20 protein-coding genes and 2 pseudogenes are annotated in these 19032 nt (G+C 60.4%); 19 read left to right on the top strand and 3 right to left on the bottom strand.

From position 1 onward, the window contains the following. Positions 1-22 precede the first annotated feature (22 nt). The 4 genes and pseudogenes from AACY45_RS19830 to AACY45_RS19815 all read left to right on the top strand — a co-directional run. Positions 23-487: pseudogene (locus AACY45_RS19830) on the top strand (cation:proton antiporter domain-containing protein); the annotation flags it as partial. Positions 488-549: 62 nt separating this feature from the next. Continuing rightward, on the top strand, positions 550-1167 hold the full coding sequence (locus AACY45_RS19825; protein WP_339547039.1) for a Yip1 family protein: 618 nt from the start codon (positions 550-552) through the stop codon (positions 1165-1167). An 897-nt stretch (positions 1168-2064) separates the two neighbouring features. Continuing rightward, a complete protein-coding gene (locus tag AACY45_RS19820; RefSeq protein ID WP_339547037.1) occupies positions 2065-2715 on the top strand; it encodes an MliC family protein in 651 nt (216 codons plus the stop codon). Positions 2716-2728: 13 nt separating this feature from the next. Continuing rightward, entirely contained in the window at positions 2729-2920 is a 192-nt protein-coding gene (locus AACY45_RS19815) for a hypothetical protein (protein WP_339547035.1), read from the top strand. Positions 2921-2939: 19 nt separating this feature from the next. Here AACY45_RS19815 and AACY45_RS19810 read toward each other — a convergent pair whose 3' ends face one another. Further along, on the bottom strand, positions 2940-3293 hold the full coding sequence (locus AACY45_RS19810) for a DUF1428 domain-containing protein (RefSeq protein ID WP_339547034.1): 354 nt from the start codon (positions 3291-3293) through the stop codon (positions 2940-2942). Positions 3294-3727: 434 nt separating this feature from the next. Here AACY45_RS19810 and AACY45_RS19805 point away from each other — a divergent pair, with 434 nt between their 5' ends. From AACY45_RS19805 to AACY45_RS19790, 4 genes are all read left to right on the top strand, one after another. After that, complete coding sequence (locus AACY45_RS19805) at positions 3728-4228, top strand: Hcp family type VI secretion system effector (protein WP_339547033.1); 501 nt, start codon at positions 3728-3730, stop codon at positions 4226-4228. Further along, entirely contained in the window at positions 4221-4919 is a 699-nt protein-coding gene (locus tag AACY45_RS19800) for a DUF4225 domain-containing protein (protein ID WP_339547032.1), read from the top strand. The genes AACY45_RS19805 and AACY45_RS19800 overlap by 8 nt, the downstream gene beginning before the upstream one ends. A gap of 867 nt (positions 4920-5786) precedes the next feature. Further along, positions 5787-5936 carry a hypothetical protein gene (locus AACY45_RS19795; RefSeq protein WP_339547031.1) on the top strand — a complete coding sequence of 50 codons (150 nt, stop codon included), beginning with the start codon at positions 5787-5789 and terminating at the stop codon, positions 5934-5936. A gap of 12 nt (positions 5937-5948) precedes the next feature. Further along, positions 5949-6077: a hypothetical protein gene (locus AACY45_RS19790; RefSeq protein WP_339547030.1), complete on the top strand. Its 129-nt coding sequence runs from the start codon at positions 5949-5951 to the stop codon at positions 6075-6077. Between the two features lie 270 nt (positions 6078-6347). On the opposite strand, the gene AACY45_RS19785 is transcribed toward AACY45_RS19790, so the two are convergent. After that, positions 6348-7298, bottom strand: a complete 951-nt coding sequence (locus AACY45_RS19785) for a site-specific integrase (RefSeq protein WP_339547029.1) — start codon at positions 7296-7298, stop codon at positions 6348-6350. 375 nt (positions 7299-7673) lie between these two features. On the opposite strand from AACY45_RS19785, the pseudogene AACY45_RS29320 reads away from it, so the two are divergent. From AACY45_RS29320 to AACY45_RS19740, 10 genes and pseudogenes are all read left to right on the top strand, one after another. Next, a pseudogene (locus AACY45_RS29320) lies at positions 7674-7793 on the top strand (UDP-4-amino-4-deoxy-L-arabinose--oxoglutarate aminotransferase); the annotation flags it as partial. Continuing rightward, positions 7790-8809: an undecaprenyl-phosphate 4-deoxy-4-formamido-L-arabinose transferase gene (arnC, locus tag AACY45_RS19780; protein ID WP_339547028.1), complete on the top strand. Its 1020-nt coding sequence runs from the start codon at positions 7790-7792 to the stop codon at positions 8807-8809. The pseudogene AACY45_RS29320 and the gene arnC, both read left to right, overlap by 4 nt. Continuing rightward, entirely contained in the window at positions 8806-10797 is a 1992-nt protein-coding gene (arnA, locus tag AACY45_RS19775) for a bifunctional UDP-4-amino-4-deoxy-L-arabinose formyltransferase/UDP-glucuronic acid oxidase ArnA (RefSeq protein WP_339547027.1), read from the top strand. The genes arnC and arnA overlap by 4 nt, the downstream gene beginning before the upstream one ends. After that, a complete protein-coding gene (arnD, locus tag AACY45_RS19770) occupies positions 10797-11681 on the top strand; it encodes a 4-deoxy-4-formamido-L-arabinose-phosphoundecaprenol deformylase (protein WP_339547025.1) in 885 nt (294 codons plus the stop codon). Before arnA ends, arnD begins: the two co-directional genes overlap by 1 nt. Continuing rightward, positions 11678-13324 carry a lipid IV(A) 4-amino-4-deoxy-L-arabinosyltransferase gene (arnT, locus tag AACY45_RS19765; RefSeq protein ID WP_339547024.1) on the top strand — a complete coding sequence of 549 codons (1647 nt, stop codon included), beginning with the start codon at positions 11678-11680 and terminating at the stop codon, positions 13322-13324. Before arnD ends, arnT begins: the two co-directional genes overlap by 4 nt. After that, on the top strand, positions 13321-13665 hold the full coding sequence (arnE, locus tag AACY45_RS19760; RefSeq protein WP_339547023.1) for a 4-amino-4-deoxy-L-arabinose-phosphoundecaprenol flippase subunit ArnE: 345 nt from the start codon (positions 13321-13323) through the stop codon (positions 13663-13665). Before arnT ends, arnE begins: the two co-directional genes overlap by 4 nt. After that, a complete protein-coding gene (arnF, locus tag AACY45_RS19755; protein WP_339547021.1) occupies positions 13662-14075 on the top strand; it encodes a 4-amino-4-deoxy-L-arabinose-phosphoundecaprenol flippase subunit ArnF in 414 nt (137 codons plus the stop codon). Before arnE ends, arnF begins: the two co-directional genes overlap by 4 nt. After that, complete coding sequence (locus AACY45_RS19750; protein ID WP_339547020.1) at positions 14072-15451, top strand: UDP-glucose dehydrogenase family protein; 1380 nt, start codon at positions 14072-14074, stop codon at positions 15449-15451. Before arnF ends, AACY45_RS19750 begins: the two co-directional genes overlap by 4 nt. 10 nt (positions 15452-15461) lie before the next feature. Further along, the gene (locus AACY45_RS19745; RefSeq protein WP_339547019.1) at positions 15462-15983 is read left to right on the top strand and encodes a GNAT family N-acetyltransferase; all 522 of its coding nucleotides are present in this window, start codon (positions 15462-15464) and stop codon (positions 15981-15983) included. Between the two features lie 266 nt (positions 15984-16249). Further along, positions 16250-16957 carry an HPP family protein gene (locus tag AACY45_RS19740; protein ID WP_339547018.1) on the top strand — a complete coding sequence of 236 codons (708 nt, stop codon included), beginning with the start codon at positions 16250-16252 and terminating at the stop codon, positions 16955-16957. 1 nt (position 16958) lies between these two features. Here AACY45_RS19740 and AACY45_RS19735 read toward each other — a convergent pair whose 3' ends face one another. Then, positions 16959-17441 (bottom strand): Lrp/AsnC family transcriptional regulator, encoded by a 483-nt coding sequence (locus AACY45_RS19735; RefSeq protein ID WP_339547017.1) that lies wholly within the window; start codon positions 17439-17441, stop codon positions 16959-16961. Between the two features lie 481 nt (positions 17442-17922). Between AACY45_RS19735 and AACY45_RS19730 the strand changes: the two genes are divergently transcribed. Next, the gene (locus tag AACY45_RS19730) at positions 17923-19029 is read left to right on the top strand and encodes an enoyl-CoA hydratase/isomerase family protein (protein ID WP_339547016.1); all 1107 of its coding nucleotides are present in this window, start codon (positions 17923-17925) and stop codon (positions 19027-19029) included. The last annotated feature ends 3 nt before the right edge of the window (positions 19030-19032 follow it).

Below are 19032 nucleotides of genomic sequence, written 5' to 3'. Positions count from 1 at the left end.
AAAGAACGGCCTGCGTGTCTAACACGCGATCCACGGTGATCGGCAAGCGTTGGCGGACGGTCAGGTCGCAGCCGGCATCATGATGGGCGATATGTTGTCGTTCGGCAGCATCGTTGAGCGCGCCATGGAGGTGTTTCTGGTGACGCTGCTGGGCGTCGTACTGCTCACGCACTGGGACTGGCGCGCCCTGCCCGTGGCCCTGGCGCTATTTGTCGTGATTCGTCCCTTGGGCGTGCTGCTGATGCCCTGGGGTCACTTGCTCGACATGCGTCAGCGCCTGCTGGTGGGCTGGTTCGGTATTCGCGGGATCGGCAGCCTGTTTTACCTGTTCTACGCCCTCAACCACGGGCTCGATCCGCAGGTGGCGGTCGTGTCTACCCACTTCACCCTGTCGGTGGTGGCCTTGAGCATTTTGCTCCACGGCTTGAGCACCCAGCCGCTGTTGGTCGGTTACGAGCGCGACAAGGCTAAAAACTTGAAACCCTGACTGCTGCCTTGCATCCATACCTATAAGAGGCCGTTTTCGGCTGATGCCGACTGGAGGCAGTCATGAAACCCCATATCGTCAGACTCTTTACCCATCCGGACTTTGCCTGGACCGAAATCCGCAGCGAAGAAGAGCAACACCCCAGGCACTACCTGGCCCACCTGTTGCTGTTGGCGCTGTTGCCGACTCTGTGCCTGTTCATCGGCACCACCTGGGTCGGCTGGAGCCTGGCCGAAGATGAGACCGTGCGCCTGAGTTTCAACAGTGCCCTGCAACTGTGCCTGCTGATGTACGGGGCGATGGTGTTGGGCACGGCGTTGATGGGCGGGTTTATCCGCTGGATGTCCCGCGCCTTCGAAGCCCGGCCCAACCTCAACCAGTGCATCGGCTTTGCCGCCTACGTGGCGACCCCATTTTTTCTGTCCGGGATCAGCGCGCTCTACCCCAATCGCTGGCTGGCCATTAGCGCGCTGATGCTCGCCGGTGCCTACACCAGCTACCTGCTGTTTATCGGGCTGCCCAAGTTCATGCGCCTGAACCAGGACCGCGGCTTGCTGTACGCGGCGGCGGTCTGGGGCATTGGTCTGCTGGTGGTGGTGACCATCATGATCAGCATGATCCTGTTCTGGTTGAACGTATTGTCGCCGGAGTACATCCGCCCGGACCTGGTGCCGGGATAGTGGGATCAGCGCAAGCAATGGCACCCGTGGGAGCCAGCTCGCGATGGAGCCACTCCATTCAACATCGATGGCGCCTGCCCCACCGCCATCGCGAGCAGGCTCGCGCCCACAATGACATCCCACAGAAATACTCCAGCCAGGAAAAGCAGGTCGGCCGGTAGACCGCCTCGCCCGCCCTTACCACTCAACAGGCCGAGCGTTAGCTCGTCTGCCGCTTTTGATCTTGATCCACCCGCCCCATCGGCAGGCTGAGCGAAGGTATGCATCCGGGGATTGGCGCACAGCGCCGTTCGACACAGTCGAACCATCGCCAGGAGGTGCAGCACAGCAAACCGGAGGTCGATGCCCCCGGATGGATACCGTAGCGAAGGTACCCCGAGCCTTAGCGAGGGGCCGAACGTCAGGGGCAAAGACCTTTGGTTGCTGTGGGGCTTTCCAAAGTAACCCGCCGTCAGGGCGCAACCCTAAGCCGCCGTGACCGCAGCAACGGATATGCCCACAAAACCAAGATCAAAAGATCGCAGCCTTCGGCAGCTCCCACAGGTGTTACTCGCCATCCAGCGCATTGGGTCAGCAGGGAGTAGTCAGCATGAACAGGTCGACAGCGCAGGACGACCCGCGGAATGGCGGCGTCCGCCAGCGTCAGTGTCCACTTCAACGGCGCCCGCGCCCACTGTGTGGGGGCCAGCGGTGCGTATGTGCAGCCACCTGGGCAGCCGTGCGCCAGGCGGATTTGGCGACTACCTGAAAACCCTGGCACTCGAAGGCTGAGCCGGGCCCAGCGGCAGGCGGCGCTGTGGCAAGTTTTGCCCACTGACTTACACTGATAGACCCCTATCGCGGATCATGGCGCTCCCCGTTGCCTGGGCAGTACCTGATGATCTGAGTGAAGCCAGCATGAAAACGCTCACGACCCTGTGCACCACCCTCCTCGCTACCGGCGCTTGTGCGGTGAGCAGCCAGCGTGCCGAGGCTGACACCCTGTACAAAACCAGTTTTGATTGCGCCCCGGCCACCCTGGTGGTGGAAAAGCTGATCTGCCGCGATCCGCAACTGGCGCGGATGGACCTCGAACTGTACCGGCTGTATCGCCTGGCACTCACCGATGAACGCTCGGTGCCGCACCCGGACAAGGTCATGACCGACCAGCGCTTCTGGACCCTGGCCCGCAATCAGTGCGCCTCCACCGCCGAACCCAAGGCCTGCATCCGCCAGGCTTATGCCGAGCGGGCCCATCAGTTGCGCCAGGGCTCCGCCATCGTCCGGACCAAGGACCCGAGCCGGCTGACCGAAGGGCCACTGGCGTTTCATTGCAAGGGACTCGACGCACTGGTGGCTGCCACCTACTTCAAGGCCGGCCCGGACGTGCTCTACCTGCGCTGGGCCACGACCTCGATCACCCTCACCCAGGTACCGAGTGACGCGGGGCAGCGATACAGCAGCCAGGACGCGCGCGGTTATTACAGTTTTTCCCAGAACGGCAGCCAGGCGCTGCTGCAGCGCCCAGCCGGCGCTCCCTTGAGTTGCACCCTGGAACCCACCGGATAAGCGGGAGGACGTCATGCGCCAGATAGTCAGTAAAGAACCCTGGTGGGCGGAACCACCCCGCCAAGGGCAGGACGAGTCAGAGCTGGAATGGGGCTGGCTGGTGACTTACAGCGAAGGCGAGCCGCGGTTCGAATTCGTCAAGCAACGACCCTCCCAGGAGGAGATCCGTCACCGCAAGAGTTGTCGGATCAGCCCTCACGAATGAACACTCCGGGCCCGACACACTAGACGTCGACAATCCGCTGGAAACCGCCGAACACCATGCGCTGACCATCGAACGGCATCTGGTTGCCCTGCTCATGCACACGCGGGTCGGCCATGAAGCGGGCCATGCCGGCGTCGCGGGTTGGGCGATCGGGCCACAGAATCCAGGAAAACACCACGGTTTCGCCCTCCTGGAGATTCACCGCCAGGGGAAACGACGTCAGCTTGCCCTCGGGCACATCGTCGCCCCAGCACTCACTCACGTTCAGTGCACCAAACTCCTTGAAGATCTGCGCCATGGTCTCGGCATGGTGGCGGAACGCCTCGCGTTTGGCGGTGGGCACAGCGGCTAGAAAACCATCGACATAGGACATGCTCGGACTCCTGTTGCACATTGGCTGATGGAAGGACTCATGCACTAGTCGACTGGCCCGGCCAACGATCGACAGTGCCGGGGGGAGTCGCGACCAACGGTCACACTCCTGGGGTTTGGCGAGCAATGGAACCAAAAACCAACGTAAGCCCTACCACCTCCGTTCAGAGCCCTCTTTCCAAGCATCCACCTTGATAACGCAATTGCGCATCTCGGCTTCCTGACTGATTGGTCAAGGCAAGCAACGGAACAGAAAGTGCACTTAAGCAAGGACAACCTGGTTTCGTGACTTGCCCACAGATGTATCTGGCCAGGTCTTTACCGAGCTGACTGGCCTAAGTTCGACATATTTCGTATATCTTTTCAGCCCCCCCCCTACAGCACGCTTGAGACTCTTGTAATAGGATGTCCGGCCGACTAAAAAGAGTGAAACGTATGGCTAATCACAGCTACATGACTATTACCGGGAAAAAACAAGGTTTGATTTCCGCTGGCTGTTCCAGTCAAAATTCTATTGGAAACAAATGTCAAGCTCGCCATGAAGACGAAATCATGGTGCTGGCTTACTCTCATAATATGGCAGCTGGCAATGACGGAGGCACGTCAGGTGGCCGTGGCAAACATATGCCCGTCATTCTTACAAAAAATATTGATAAATCTACGCCTTTGTTAGCCAGCGCTCTTCATGAAGGCGAAGAAATCGATTGTAAAATTAACTTCTATCGCACCTCCCCTGCTGGCTTTCACGAAAAATATTTTACTGTGACTTTAAGTGGTGGATGTATTGCCCATTTAAGCGTTCAAGTACCGCATGCTATTCATATGGGTGACGCGCAGCCACAGGAACTCGTGGCCATTAGATATCGAGAGATTAGCTGGGTGCACCACCAAGCAAGCACAAGTGCTTATAGCTCTTGGAGTGGCGAAGGTGAGTGAGCAGTCATGTGATATTCATGATGTTGCCAAAGCAGGCTCTGACCTGGTTGCATTAGGGTGTACGATTGGCGCCTCACATTTCTATGATGGCATTACTCAGCTTCAGTTCAGCTCAGTAATTTCTAATTATGTGAACGAAGTTATAAAGGATGTTAACGATGGCATAACAAGTGCTTGGGATGGTGTGCAAGAGATAAGGGCAGAATATGCTGACCTGTCTTCCAAGGCACTTTTTTATGCTCAAAACGGCATCGGGGTTGCTGCTGGTGCCATGCAGATTGAGGTAGGCATCGCGGTTACGGGGGCTTCATACGGTATGGGAGCACCGGTAGGTGCGTTTTTTGTCGCACACGGCGTTAATAATATGTATGAAGGCGGGATGAATTTCTATAACGGTCCTGCTGTCCCAACAGCACAGGGGCCTACTAGGCGCGCCTATCAATCCTTTTTGGGGGATGATTATAAGGGGGACATGGCATATGGAACCATCGACTTGATTTTGTCTGCTGGCGGTATGATGCGACCAATACGTAAGACGGATTCAGTGCAGCTATTCAGGCGAGATCCTCTAAATTATGAGTCGGCATACCAACAAACCGGTAAGTTAGCTCTATTTTTCGAAGTCTTAGTTGATTCAATTACAATTAACTCTATGACCTCAGAAGAAAGACCTAAAACAGAAGGCAGGTAATATCGTGACGCAACGACTATGGCTACCACACCTTGCGTAGTCTGGGAACATAAAAACGTAAGCCGGCGGTGACGATGATAAGGAACACAACCCCACTGACAACCCAATAGGCTGCACCCTGTAGAGGGAGTATTTTTGTTATCCCCCACACAACAATCATTGTATAGCCCATAGAGCAGCCGATAACAACCAACCCCAGACTTACTAGATACCTGATCGTATACATACCCTATAAAACCCCTTGACCATAGCTCCACAAGCCAACATACCATAATTTCATGGAGTAAGTGCAACGCTTGAAACAAGAGGCCGAGAATCCGCCACCGGCAGAGCCCAGTCTCTAACACCAAAGGTACTCAAGCAGAAAAGCCGAGACACTGGTTTCACGAAAGTAAACTCATATCTAATCAGCCATCGCCCAGGATGCCCCCACCCAGATCAAAAAGGCGAACGACTATTCCTCACAACTCAAGAGGGTGTTCCACAGCACGATGATGTTCACCACCAGACCCAGGGCGCCGAGTTGATCCTCCTTGACCTACGCGTAGGACTTACGTTGGTTTTTGACTCCATTGCTCCCCACCCCCCGGTTTTCGGGCCAATTAACTGGAATGATTTACATCCGTTAATACTCGTTTTTGGGCTAAAGCGAATTTTTCATATTAGTTTCACTCCCCTACCACCTGCGGACTCCTACAGTGCGCGACATCATTTTCTCCTGCGATCGCAAAGTGCGGATCATTTTATTGTTGTATTAACGTTCTACAGATAAACGCTGTGGTTATGTCCCAAGCACCGAAAGTATCCGGTGAAAGTTCCACTAAACAGCCAATACGCAAGTTTGCCCTCGCCACCTAGGCCCTGCTGATGGCATCACCGCAGTCGGCAGGGACGTGGCTCGACAAGTGGACCTGGCCCTGGACGCTCTTGGGCTTGCTCACACTTGACCTGCTCAGCAGCCCGACCACCCGCACCGTGCAGACCGCACTTTACCTGTCTGCCCAAGCGGTGCCCTAACAGGACTGGCTGGTGGCCTGCGGCGATACCATGGGCGCCGAGGTGCTGGCGCACAAGACCGCGCAGCGCAATCTGGTGCTGGTCACCCACAGTGCCATCAGTGACTTCGAAGCACAGAACGGCTTCAAGAACGCCCGCTAAGCCGAATACACCAGTGCTTTGTTTGCGGCAGTGGGTTCAGATGGAAAGTTGCAGATAGTCGGTACCGTGAATGATTCGATTGGCCGAACGTGCTGAATAATCAAGTTGCAGAGCAATAGCGCACGGTACGTGGTCGACAACGGCAGTCACTCACTTCACATCCGGCACCGGTTGTCCCTCGCCTAGGTTTAGCCACGCAAGACCATCCAGCCCATTCGCACCTATAACTCACTTCAATATTCAATAATATCCTATTGTTTATTTTGGTTTTTACAGATCAAACCGATCCACCGCACGCCGGCGCTCATTGTCGTCGCGCACATCGTAGTTGGCGGTGGTCTGGATATTGCTGTGGTGCGCCAGTTTTTGCGCAATCGACAGGTCGTGTTCCTCGATCACCCGGGTGATGAATGAGCGGCGGAAGTCGTGGGGCATGATCTTCACCCCGACCTGGGTTCCGCGTTGCCGGGCAATGTAGTAGATCGCGTGCTTGGTGATCCGCTCGCGAGTGATGTGGCTGCCGCGGCGAATGCGGTTGAACAGGAAGCCATCGTCGGCCTCCCCCTCTTTGAGAAATGAACGCCGCAGTTCCAGCCAGGCTTCAAGCTTGGCAAAGGCCCAACTCGGCGCGTACTTGATCAACTGCTTGTTGCCCTTGCCCGTGACCTGCAGGCTGCGTTCGGTGAAGTCGACCTGCGCCAGGTCGAGGTTGACCGACTCCGACTTGCGCATGCCCGAACCGTACAGGATCGCAATGATCGCCGCATCGCGCAGGCCCTGGGGCCGCGGGTCGGCGGCGCACGCCGCCATCAGGTCGTGGATCAGGGTGCGCTTGAGGTTGCGGCCCTGGGACAGGCGTGTGCCGGCGATGCCTTTGACCGAGCGCATTTTCAGCAGGTGCTCGTGGCTGATCAGGCTCATGCGCCAGGCTTCGTTCATCACCCCCCGTACCGCGTTGACGTACAGGGACGAGGTGTTGGGTGCGTAGCCATCGCTGCGCAACGCCGCCACCAGCGCGATCACATCCTCGGGCTGCAACTGGTGCCAGGGGATGTCTTCCATGTTCATCTCCTCGAAACCCAGGCGGTCAGCGGCATCCTGCAAGACATAACGCAGGGTCAGCTGGCTGGAGGGTGCCAGGCGCGCCAGGTACAGGGTCAGTGGATTGGGGCGTTCAACGACGGGCGTCGGTGTGTCTGCGCTATCGGGTAAATCGAACAAACTGAAAGGACCTTTAATGAAAATGGCTCAACACAGACGGTTCATCTGTTGAGGTCTATTAATAGTCGAACGGGTTATTGAAGCTGGGTCTGACAGGCTAAACCCGCCGAAAGTTTCCGACAAAAGCCCCAGCCCTGGCCGTCCCCTGAACAATGGCTGTAAACGTCTGCGTTAAACGCTCCGTTTAGCAATTTTTAATGTCACTTCGACATTTTCGCGCTTACTCTCAACGCATCCGTATCAGGATTTGTCTGAGCCCACGCTGCCGGTGCAGCGGAAAAAAGTCAATTCATGCGCTTTTTCAGCATTGTCGGCTAAGCGTTTGATATGGATTATTTTTATTGAGTTACTCTGTGACTTTTTATTTCAGTGAAGCCGAGCTTTCCACGGAACTCGACACCCCGGTGTTCGATCCCATTGTTCCCTGACATGACTCCCAATGACGTCGAACCCGTAGTGGGCGCCATTGCACAGACCCTGGACCCAAGCCTTTGAAGCCTTATCCAATCCATTGCGTGTCGATCGTTATCCCGGTCTACAACGAAGAAGAAAGCTTGCCCGAACTGTTGCGCCGTACGGAAGCGGCTTGCCGGCAACTGCAGCAGGACTATGAGATCGTCCTGGTCGACGACGGCAGCCGCGACCGCAGCGCACAACTGCTCGAAGAGGCTGCCGCCCGCGACGGCAGCAACGTGGTGGCGGTGATTCTCAACCGCAACTATGGGCAGCACGCTGCGATCATGGCCGGTTTCGAACAGAGCAAGGGCGATGTGGTGATTACCCTCGACGCCGACCTGCAGAACCCACCGGAAGAAATTCCGCGCCTGGTGGCCCAGGCCGAGTTGGGTTACGACGTGGTGGCCACCGTGCGCACCAATCGCCAGGACTCGGCCTTGCGCCGCTACCCCTCGAAGTTGATCAACCTTGCGGTCAAGCGCTCCACCGGGGTCGCCATGAGTGACTATGGCTGCATGCTGCGAGCCTATCGACGCACCGTGGTCAACGCCATGCTGGCCTGTCGCGAGCGCAGCACCTTCATTCCGATCCTGGCCAACAGCTTTGCCCGTCACACCACCGAGATCCTGGTGCAGCACGCCGAGCGCGAGCATGGCGAGTCCAAGTACAGCACCATGCGCCTGATCAACCTGATGTTCGACCTGATCACCTGCATGACCACCACCCCACTGCGCCTGTTGAGCATCATCGGCTTCAGCATGGCGGCCCTGGGCATGCTCTTCGCCCTCACCCTGATTGTGTTGCGCCTGGCCTTTGGTGCCGGCTGGGCCGGTGACGGCATGTTCGTGCTGTTTGCCATCCTGTTTGTGTTCACCGGAGGCCAATTCATTGGCATGGGCCTGCTGGGCGAGTACCTGGGACGGATGTACGGCGATGTCAGGGCCCGGCCACGGTTTTTCATCGAAAAAGTCCTGCGCAACCAACCCGCCGCACCGGCTCCCGCTGTCACTGTCGACGGTTTGACTTCCACTTCTACTGACCAGGTTTCGCCATGAGTTCAAACGCTGTTGTTTTCGCCTATCACGACATTGGTTGCGCCGGCATCGAAGCCCTGCTCGAGGCGGGTATCCGGATTACCGCGGTGTTCACCCATGCCGACGATCCCAAGGAAAACACCTTCTATGGCTCGGTCGCGCAACTCTGTGCACGCAAGGGCATCACCGTGCACGCGCCGGACGACGTCAACCATCCATTGTGGATCGAGCGCATCGCCAAGCTCAATCCCGACTACCTGTTCTCCTTCTACTACCGCAACCTGTTGAGCGAGCCGCTGCTGGCGACCGCACGCAAGGGTGCGTTCAACCTGCATGGCTCGTTGTTGCCGGCCTACCGTGGCCGCGCCCCGGCCAACTGGGTGCTGGTCAAGGGCGAAACCCAGACCGGCGTCACCCTGCACCGCATGGTCAAGCGCGCCGACGCCGGCGCCATCGTCGCCCAGCAAGCGGTCGCCATCGAACGCAGTGACACCGCGCTGAGCCTGCACGGCAAGTTGCGCGAAGCCGCCGCCACCCTGCTGCGCGACACCTTGCCCCTGCTGATCCAGGGCAAAACCAGCGAAACCGCCCAGGACGAATCCCGCGCCACGGTGTTCGGGCGCCGCACCGCGGCGGACGGCCAACTGCTGTGGCAGCAACCGGCCGAGCGACTGTTCAACCTGGTGCGCGCCGTGACCCAGCCCTACCCCGGCGCCTTCTGCGCGGTCGGCGAGCACAAGCTGATCGTCTGGAGTGCCGAGGTGATCAAGGGCAATGCAGGACTGGCCCCTGGACGCGTGATCAGCGTCGACCCGCTGCGCATTGCCTGCGGTGAAGACTCGCTAGTCATCACCTCGGGCCAGCGCAACGACAATGGTCTGTTCCTCAGTGGCCCGCAACTGGCGGACGAACTGGGCCTGGTCGAGGGCTCCGTGCTGCGCGGCGCCGAATCGGGGCGCAGCCCACGGCGCACCCGAGTGCTGATCCTGGGCGTCAACGGTTTCATCGGCAATCACCTGTCCGAGCGCCTGCTGCGCGATGACCAGTACGAAGTCTACGGCCTGGACATCGGCTCCGACGCCATCGAGCGCCTGCGCAGCCACCCCCATTTCCACTATGTCGAAGGCGACATCAGCATTCACTCCGAGTGGATCGAGTACCACATCAAGAAATGCGACGTGGTCCTGCCACTGGTGGCCATCGCCACCCCGATCGAATACACCCGCAACCCACTGCGAGTGTTTGAACTGGACTTCGAAGAGAACCTCAAGCTGGTTCGCTACTGCGTCAAGTACAACAAGCGCGTGATCTTCCCGTCGACGTCGGAAGTCTATGGCATGTGTCAGGACCCGAATTTCGACGAAGACACCTCCAACCTGGTCGTCGGCCCCATCAACAAGCAGCGCTGGATCTACTCGGTGTCCAAGCAATTGCTGGACCGGGTGATCTGGGCCTACGGCCAGCAAGGCCTGGATTTCACCCTGTTCCGGCCGTTCAACTGGATGGGCCCGCGCCTGGATCGCCTGGACTCCGCGCGGATCGGCAGCTCCCGGGCCATTACCCAACTGATCCTCAACCTGGTGGAAGGCACGCCGATCCGCCTGTTCGACGGCGGCGAGCAGAAACGCTGCTTTACCGACATCGCCGACGGCATCGAAGCCCTGGCGCGGATCATCGACAACCGTAATGGCGTCTGCACCGGCCAGATCATCAACATCGGCAACCCGGACAACGAGGCCAGCATCCGCCAACTGGGCGAGGAACTGTTGCGCCAGTTCGAGGCCCATCCGCTGCGCGGCAACTTCCCGCCGTTCGCCGGTTTCCGCGAGGTCGAAAGCAAGGCGTTTTATGGCAACGGCTACCAGGACGTGTCGCACCGCAAGCCGAGCATCAAGAACGCCAAGCGCCTGCTGGACTGGACCCCGACCGTGCACATGCGCGAAACCATCGGCAATACGCTGGACTTCTTCCTGCGTGAGGCCATGCTCGAAATCGCGGACAAACGTTGATGCAGGCGGGCCTTCGAATCGATGTCGATACGTACCGGGGCACCCGCGAAGGTGTGCCCCGATTGCTCGACTTGCTGGATGAGGCGCAGGTCAAGGCGACGTTTTTCTTCAGCGTCGGCCCGGACAACATGGGGCGCCACCTGTGGCGCCTGATCCGCCCGCAGTTCCTCTGGAAAATGTTGCGCTCCAACGCCGCCGGCCTGTACGGCTGGGACATTCTGCTGGCGGGCACGGCCTGGCCAGGCAAGCCCATCGGCCGAGACCTTGGGCACTTGATGCGCCGGGCCGCGGACGCTGGCCATGAAATCGGCCTGCATGCCTGGGACCACCACGGCTGGCAGGCCCATGCCGGACGCTGGAGCGATGTGCAGTTGACCGAGCAGATCCGCCGTGGCGTCGACTGCCTCAGCGATATTCTCGGCCAGGCCGTGGACTGTTCGGCCGCCGCCGGCTGGCGTGCCGATGAGCGGGTGATTGGCGCCAAGCAAGGTTTCGCTTTTCGCTACAACAGCGATTGCCGTGGGCACAGCCTGTTCCGCCCGCGCCTGGCCGACGGCAGTCTCGGCACCCCACAGATTCCGGTGGACTTGCCGACGTTCGACGAAGTGGTCGGGCCGCTGGTGGCCGCCGACGGGTTCAACCCATTCATTCTGGATCGATTCAGCCCCTCGCAGCTGAACGTCTACACCATCCATGCAGAGGTAGAAGGGATTCTGATGGCTGAGCATTTCCGTCAATTGCTGGCGCAGGCGCGCACGCGCGACATCCGCTTGCAACCCTTGGGCAACTTGCTTCCCGCTACGCTGGACACGCTGCCAGCGGGCCGGGTTTTACGCGGCACGCTGGCCGGCCGTGAAGGCTGGCTGGGGGTACAAGGCGCATGAGCAGACGCTGGATATTGCCTTTATTGCTGCTGGCTTTCGGCCTGTTCTATTTGCTGCCGATGGCATCCCACGGCCTGTGGATTCCCGACGAAACCCGCTACGCGCAGATCAGCCAGGAAATGCTCCTGACCGGGAACTGGGCCTCACCGCATTTCATGGGCATCCGCTACTTCGAAAAACCGGTGGCCGGCTACTGGATGATCGCCCTGGGCCAGGCGCTGTTTGGCGACAACCTGTTTGGTGTCCGCGTGGCTTCAGCCCTGAGCACCGGCCTGAGCATCGTGCTGACCTACCTGATTGCCCGGCGCCTGTGGAACGACCCGCGCAAGAGCCTGACCTGCGCCCTGCTCTACATGAGTTTCTGCGTGGTGGTCGGCCAGGGCGGCTACGCCAACCTCGATCCGCAATTCACCTTCTGGGTCAACCTGAGCCTGGTGGGGTTGTGGCTGGCCTTTGACAGCCAGACACCTCGCGCCCGCCTGGGTTACTGGGCGCTGACCGGCCTGGCCTGTGGCATGGGCTTCATGACCAAGGGGTTTCTCGCCTGGCTGCTGCCGGTGCTGATCGCCCTGCCCTACATGGCCTGGCAAAAGCGCCTGCGCGAACTGCTGACCTACGGCGGCGTGGCCGTGGTGGTCGCGGTGCTGGTGAGCTTGCCCTGGGCGTTGGCAGTGCATGCCCAGGAGCCGGATTTCTGGAATTTTTTCTTCTGGCACGAGCACATCCGCCGGTTTGCCGGTGCCGACGCCCAGCACGCAGAACCCTGGTGGTACTACTTGCCGCTGCTGCTGGCGTTCAGCCTGCCGTGGGTGGGGTTGTTGCCGGTCGCCATCCGCCAGGCCTGGCAGAATCGGCGCCAGGCCGACATCGGCTTCCTGCTGCTGTGGCTGCTGCTGCCCCTGGCCTTCTTCAGCGTGGCCAAGGGCAAATTGCCGAGCTACATCTTCCCCTGCCTGTTGCCGCTGGCGCTGTTGATGGGCCATGCCCTGGTGGATCGCTTGAGAAACCGCCAGACCCGGGCCATTCGCGTCAACGCGGCACTGAATCTGGCGCTCGGTGGCCTGGTCCTGCTGGCGCTGGTGTACTTCCAGGTCAAGAAGCCGCTGTACAGCAACGAGCCCGAGCACCTGGCGCTGGTCAGCGTTGCGGTGATCGGTTGGCTGCTGTGCAACGCCCTGCAGGCCCTGCGTCCGTTGCAACGGTGGGCCGCCCCGGTGCTCGGCAGTTGGCTGTTCATGGCCTTGCTACCGGCCGGCCTGCCGAACTCGGTGGTGTACAACAAGACCCCGGACGCGTTCATCAATGACCACGTGCAGGAGCTCGGCCAGAGTACCCGCCTGTTGAGCAACGACCTGGGCGCCGCCTCGGCCCTGGCCTGGCGCCTCAATCGCCCGGACGTGGCGCTGTACAACACCGTAGGCGAAGTGAAATATGGTCTGGCATATCCTGACACCCTGCATCGCCGGGTGGACTTCCTCAAGGTCACGCAATGGATGACCGAAGCCCGACAGCAAGGCCAGGTGGGCGTTGTCATGCGGATCAATGGCGAGGAGCACTACGAAATCGACATGTTGCCCCAGGACTTCAAACGGTATGACCAAGGCAATCTGGTGATCCTGATTTTTCCCAAGAGTCAGCCATGAGCCTGATACTGGTAGGGCTGGCCTGCCTGCTGACCTGCCTGGGCCAGGTGGCGCAGAAATATGCGGTGGAACGCTGGCGGGACCAGCCTTCCACGCTGCTCGACAAACTGCGTTCGCCCTGGCTGTGGCTGGCGCTGGCGAGCCTGGGCCTGGGGTTGCTGGTGTGGCTGCTGGTGTTGCAACGGCTCGAGGTCGGAGTGGCCTACCCGATGCTGAGCCTGAATTTTGTCCTGATCACCCTGGTGGCCCGCTTCGTGTTCCATGAACCGATCGACCGCCGGCACTGGATCGGCGTCGCCCTGGTGATCGCCGGGGTGATTCTGCTCGGGAGGCAGCTATGAGCCTGGGTCGTGGTATCGGTTTTGCGATGGCCAGCGTGCTACTGGTCAGCACGGCCCAGTTGGGCATGCGCTGGAGCATGAGCCATCTGCCCCTGCCCGCGCAGTGGTGGGCGGCCCTGCACGACGGCACGGTCGACCCCTTCGCGGTGGCGGTGGTGCTCTGCGCCATCTTCGCCTATGGGCTGTCGATGCTGTGTTGGCTGCTGGCGCTGCGGGACCTGCCGCTGGGTCGCGCCTATTCGCTGCTGAGCATCAGCTACGCCCTGGTCTACCTGCTGGCGGCCAGCCTGCCGCTGTTCAACGAAGGCTTCAGCCTGACTCGGTCCCTGGGAGTGGCCCTGGTCATCCTCGGCGTCATCACCATCAATTCGCGCAGCAACCGCACTTCAGACCTCAGGAATGCCTCATGAAAATCAGTGTAATCGGGAGTGGCTACGTGGGCCTGGTCCAGGCTGCTGTGCTGGCCGAGGTGGGCCACGACGTGGTCTGCATGGACATCGATGAGAAGAAAATTGCGCTGCTGCAGCAAGGGCACGTGAGCATTTTCGAACCTGGGCTGGCCAGCCTGGTGCGCGAAGGCCTGGAGTCGGGACGGCTGCATTTCAGCACCGACGAACAGCTCGCCATCGAGCATTGCCAGGTGCTGTTCATTGCCGTGGGCACGCCGTCCGACGACGAGGGGGCGGCCGACCTGCGCCACGTCCTGTCGGTGGGCGATGCGGTGGCCCGCCACCGCCAGCAGCCGCTGATCCTCGCGGAGAAATCCACAGTCCCGGTGGGCACCGGCGACACCTTGCGCGCGCACATCGAACGCCAGTTGCGCGCTGCCGGGCGCAGCCTGAAATTCGATATCGTCTCCAACCCCGAGTTTCTCAAGGAAGGCTCGGCAGTCGCCGATTGTCGGCGCCCCGACCGGATCATTGTCGGCTGCGACAGCGACGAAGTCCGCGCGGTGATGCGCGACCTGTATGCGCCGTTCAACCGCAACCATGACCGCATCCTGTTCATGGACCTGCGCAGCGCCGAACTGACCAAGTACGCCGCCAACTGCATGCTCGCGACCAAGATCAGCTTCATCAACCAGATCGCCGAGCTGGCCGAACACCTGGGGGCCGACATCGAGTCGGTACGCCTGGGCATCGGCGCCGACCAACGTATCGGCTACCACTTCATCTACCCCGGCTGTGGTTATGGCGGTTCGTGTTTTCCCAAGGACATGCGCGCCTTGATCCACAGCGCCGAGCAAGCCAATTGCTCCAGCGATCTGCTGCAAGCCGTGGAAGCGATCAACGAGCGGCAAAAGCACAAGCTGTTCGAGCGGATCAAGGCGTTCTACAACGGCAACCTGGCCGGCAAGACCTTCGCCCTCTGGGGCCTGGCGTTCAAGCCCAACACCGACGATATGCGGGACGCCCCGAGTCGCGTCTTGATGGAAGCGTTGTGGGCGGCGGGCGCATCGGTCAGCGCATTCGACCCCGAAGCCATGCAAGAAACCCAGAAGCTGTACCCGAACGAGACGCGGCTGATGCTGATGGGCACGCCGGAATCGGTGCTCAAGGACGCCGACGCACTGATCGTCTGCACCGAATGGCAGCAGTTCAAGGCCCCGGACTTCGACCTGATCCAGCAGCGTCTCAAGGCCCCGGTGATTTTCGACGGGCGCAACCTGTACGACACCGAACGCCTGGCACGCAATGGTTTCAAGTACTTCCCCATGGGGCGTGGCGAGTCCTGCCATCTGCCGATGCCACAGCAGCCGTGGGCCGCTGCGGCCGCGATGGCCTAGGGGCGCGCCCATGGTGTACGCCCTGCGTCGTGCCCGAGTCGACGATGCCGATGCCCTTCCCGACATCGAGCGCTCGGCGGCCCGTCTGTTTGCCCAGGACCCCGAACTGGCGTGGTTGGTCGACGCCACAGTGATCAGTGGCCAGCAGCATCGCCAACACATCGCATCGTCCCCGTTGTGGGTGGTCGATGCGGCGGATGGGCGTGTTGTCGGCTTTCTCAGTGCCGCTGTGGCGGACAGCCAGCTACATGTCCAGGAGCTGTCGGTCAGTGGCGAGGCCCAGGGCCAGGGATTGGGTCGCCGCCTGTTGCAAGCGGCGATCGCACACGCCCGGCACCAGGGGCTTTGGGCAGTGACCCTGACCACCTTCCGTGAATTGCCCTGGAACGAGCCGTTCTATCGGCGCTGCGGTTTTGCCACCCTGCCAGCACAGCAGATCGATCCCCGCCTGCAGCAACTGCTGGACGAGGAAGCGGCTCACGGCCTGCCCCGCCATCGGCGCTGCGCCATGCGCCTGGACCTGCGTCCCTAGCGGCAAGCCGTTACCGGCTGAGCCTGTTTAAACCCCGACAATCCTGGCCGCGATCGGCGGTTACCGGTGTGTGCTGAGAGCGCACCGAGGGATTTAACATCAACATTAATGAACTTAAAGCTCATTAATATGAATTTGTCAGCCGAGGTGCAGGTCGGCACACTGTGCCGGTTCCTCCCCCAAATGTTGGAACGTTTAAAGGGCTTGCTGGAGAACCAGCCAAGCCCTTCTTTTTGCCTGCCCCTTGCCCCTGGACCGTTTTGCCCATGTTTGCTCGCTGGATTCCCGCTGCCATCAACACCCGCCCTACCGAATGGAGCCGCGCTGCCATCGGCATGTCGCTGGGCACCCTGCTGAGTGTCTGGGTCTGTGCCCAGGTCTTTGGCATGCCGGTGGCCATGCACCTGATCGGCCCCCTGGGAGCCTCGGCGGTGCTGCTGTTTGCCGTGTCATCCGGTGCCCTGGCCCAGCCCTGGTCCATCATCGGTGGCTACCTGTGCGCCACCGTCATGGCGTTGCTGGTGGCCCATGTGCTGGGACGGACCCTGGCCAGTGCTTGCCTGGCGGCCGGCCTGGGCCTGATCCTGATGTGCTGGCTGCGTTGCCTGCATCCACCGGCCGGCGCCCTGGCGCTGCTGATGGTGCTGGCGGATCCGGCAACCATCGCCCTTGACTGGCAGGCGCTGGCCCCGGTGATGCTGGGCGCATCGACCCTGCTGCTGAGCGCCCTGGGGTACAACAACCTGACCCGCATTCGTTACCCCAAGCGCCCCGCCGAGCCTGTGCCACTGATCCCGGCGGACCACCCGCCCACCGACAGCCAGACCATCACCGCCGAAGACCTGAAGGCCGCGCTGGCCGAGCTTGAGGCCTTCTTCGACGTCACCCCCGAAGACCTCGAACAGCTGATCCATGCCAGCGAGCGTCACGCCAAGCGTCGCAGCATCGGCCAGGTATTGAGCGGCCAAGGCTGAATCAGCCCAGGCTTGAGGTCTTGACCATCGCCAGTTCGGGGTGGCTGACCAGTTTGTCGATGTGCAACTCTGGGTCGTCGAACCAGACTTCGGTCAGGACCCGATAGTGTTCCATGTCGCGACAGCGCATACGCAGGCTGTAATCGAAGGCGCCGCTGATCAGTTGGCATTCCAGTACCTGCGGGCAGGCCCTGACCTTGGCTTCGAAGGCCTTTTGCGCGGCGCGGCCACTCTGGTTCGACAACGCCACCAGCACCAGCAATGACAGGCCGGGAGTCAGCTTTTTCTCATCGAGAATCGCCCCATAGCCACGAATCACTCCCAACTGCTCGAGCTTGCGCACCCGTTCAAGGCATGGCCTGGGTGTCAGGTGCACGAGTTCGGACAGCTTTTGATAGGTGATGCGCCCATCGTGGCGCAGCACCTCGATAATTGCCTGGTCGATACGATCAAGCACAATCGACAGATCGCGGATATCCGCCATGTACGTCTTGCCTCACTTCAACGGCCCGATAGAAATTACTGCAAACGCTCACGCTGTGGCCGGTCGAGAACAGTTGCAGCACCCTGCAGCTCTTCCCAGTTCCAGGTCAAACCGTTTAATCCGATTTTCAACGGTGAACTTGTACAGGAAAGACCCCTGGCCGCGCACCCCCGCCGACCTGGAACCTCTGACGCAGACGGCTTCAAATCGATCGCCAGAATGCCAACAGACGTGGCCTTCGGGGTGTCGTTGAGGGCTGCGCAAACAGCGCAGTTAGGCTGAAATCGGCCGATTCACAGCCGATTCTGTCGTGAATGCCCTGCCTGGTTAAACATATCGTCGGCGACTGTTTCGATATTGCAAAAATGCACACCGAACCTGCATTCATCACGGTTGTACATGGCAAATTTGCACTGTTACGATCGACCATCGCCCGCGCCCGGGCATTTCCATAAAAAACAATAAAAGCAGGGAGTTACCGATGACTGCTGAGGTTTTATCTGCGCAGGTAAAGGCCATGGATGCCACGCGCAACGAAGTCCTGGCCGAGGTCCGCAACCATATAGGCCACCTGACCCTCAATCGCCCCGCCGGCCTCAATGCCCTGACCCTGAACATGGTCCGCACCCTGCACCGCCAACTCGAGGCCTGGGCCCGGGATTCGCAGGTGCATGCCGTGGTGCTGCGCGGCGCCGGGGAAAAAGCCTTCTGCGCCGGCGGCGACATCCGTTCGCTGTATGACAGCTACCAGGCCGGCGACACCCTGCACGAAGATTTTTTCGTCGAGGAATATGCCCTCGACCTGGCGATTCACCAATACCGCAAACCCGTGCTGGCACTGATGGACGGTTTTGTCCTGGGCGGCGGCATGGGCCTGGTGCAAGGCGCCGACCTGCGGCTGGTCACCGAACGCAGCCGCCTGGCGATGCCGGAAGTCGGCATCGGTTATTTCCCGGACGTCGGCGGCAGCTATTTCCTGCCGCGCATCCCGGGCGAGCTGGGGATCTACCTGGGGGTCAGCGGGGTGCAGATTCGCGCCGCCGATGCACTGTATTGCGGCCTGGCCGACTGGTACCTGGCCAGTGAGCACCTGAGCGAGCTGGACCGACGCCTGGATAACCTGCAATGGCACGACACGCCGCTCAAGGACCTGCAAGGGCTGCTGGCCCAACTGGCGGTGCAGCACCTGCCCGAGCCCCCGCTGCATGCCCTGCGCCCGGCCATCGACCACTTCTTCGCCCAGCCGGATGTACCGAGCATCATCGAACAACTGCGCAGCGTGACCGTGGCCGACAGTCAACAATGGGCACTGGACACCGCCAACCTACTGCAGACCCGCTCCCCGCTGGCGATGGCGGTGACTCTGGAAATGCTCCGTCGCGGCCGTGAACTGAGCCTGGAGCGCTGCTTTGCCCTGGAGCTGCACTTGGACCGTCAATGGTTCGCCCGTGGCGACCTGATCGAAGGCGTGCGCGCCCTGCTGATCGATAAAGACAAAAATCCACGCTGGAACCCTGCCACCGTCCAGGCCCTGGACGCCGGACACGTGGCCAGTTTCTTCACAGGTTTTGAGCAAAGCGGGAGCTGATTC

Source organism: Pseudomonas sp. RA_35y_Pfl2_P32 (assembly GCF_963970735.1).
Taxonomy (GTDB): Bacteria; Pseudomonadota; Gammaproteobacteria; order Pseudomonadales; family Pseudomonadaceae; genus Aquipseudomonas.
This window is presented reverse-complemented; position numbering and strand designations above follow the sequence as displayed.